1 protein-coding gene is annotated in these 1,113 nt (G+C 60.0%); it reads left to right on the top strand.

Translation table 11 applies throughout. The annotated features are described in order from the left end of the window. Positions 1-55: 55 nt before the first annotated feature. Positions 56-1,084 carry an IS30 family transposase gene (locus tag N1078_RS19445; RefSeq protein WP_274089701.1) on the top strand — a complete coding sequence of 343 codons (1,029 nt, stop codon included), beginning with the start codon at positions 56-58 and terminating at the stop codon, positions 1,082-1,084. Positions 1,085-1,113: the final 29 nt, after the last annotated feature.

Genomic DNA, 1,113 nt, shown 5'->3' with positions numbered 1-1,113 from the left:
GGCGGCCGCGAAAACTGAGTGCAACACCTGACCTTTCCGGTACGGTGCTGCCCCTATGTCCTATTCCGAACTCAGCGTTGAAGAGCGCGCGATCATTCAGCTCAGTCAAGCTCAAGGCTTCACCCTGCGCGGCATTGCTCGCCTGATTGACAGGTCGCCCTCGACCATCAGTCGAGAGCTGAAGCGCAATCGAGGCAGTAGTGGTGCTTACTCGGCCCGCTGCGCCCAGCGACAGATGAGCATTCGGCGCCAGGTTTGTCGCCCTAAGCGCAAGCTTCTGCCGGGCAGTGAGCGCTTCGAGTTGGTGACCCATATGTTGCGTGAGCGTTTGTCTCCTGAACAGATTGCCGGCAAGCTGCGCGGCATGAACATTCCCAGCCTCAGAGATGCCTACGTCTGTCGAGAGACGATCTACAACGCGATCTATGCCTTGCCGGTCGGCGAGCTGCGCAATGAGCTGATCATCTGCCTGCGCCAAAGCAAGGCGACGCGCAGACCGCGCTCTGGCGGCGTGGATCGGCGCGGCCAGATTCCGGAGATGGTCAGCATTCACGTGCGCCCGCCAGAGATCGAAGACCGGCTGATGCCGGGGCATTGGGAGGGCGACCTGATCAAGGGTAAGGCCAACGCCTCGTCGGTAGGCACGTTGGTGGAGCGCACCAGTGGCTACCTGATGCTGGTGAAGATGAACGACGCAACGGCGACCTCGGCGATGGAGGGCTTCAGTGCAGCGCTCAACGGCATGCCGCTGGCGATGCGCAAGAGCATGACCTACGACCAAGGCCGGGAGATGGCGCGGCATGCTGAAATCACCCAGCAGACCGGGGTCGCTATTTATTTTTGTGATCCGCACAGCCCATGGCAGCGCGGCAGTAACGAAAACATCAACGGCCTGATCCGCCAGTACCTGCCCAAGGGGACTGACTTGTCGGTACACAGCCAGGAGCAACTGAATGCCATCGCCCTGCAACTGAATATGCGCCCCCGTAAGCGCTTCGATTTCAAATGCCCGATCGAAGTCATGGGAGAGGTGATGCAGGAAGCCTTGGCTATGCGGCATGATGCTCCGGCTTCAATTCAATAACCGTGTTGCACTCAGCTCCTGCAACCGCC

Source organism: Pseudomonas sp. MIL19, assembly GCF_028680365.1.
In the GTDB taxonomy this organism is placed as follows: domain Bacteria; phylum Pseudomonadota; class Gammaproteobacteria; order Pseudomonadales; family Pseudomonadaceae; genus Aquipseudomonas; species Aquipseudomonas spirodelae.
This window is presented reverse-complemented; position numbering and strand designations above follow the sequence as displayed.

Excerpts from the sequence above, each read along its gene's own strand:
- N1078_RS19445 (WP_274089701.1), top strand. The coding sequence starts at position 56 with ATGTCCTATTCCGAACTCAGCGTTGAAGAGCGCGCGATCATTCAGCTC.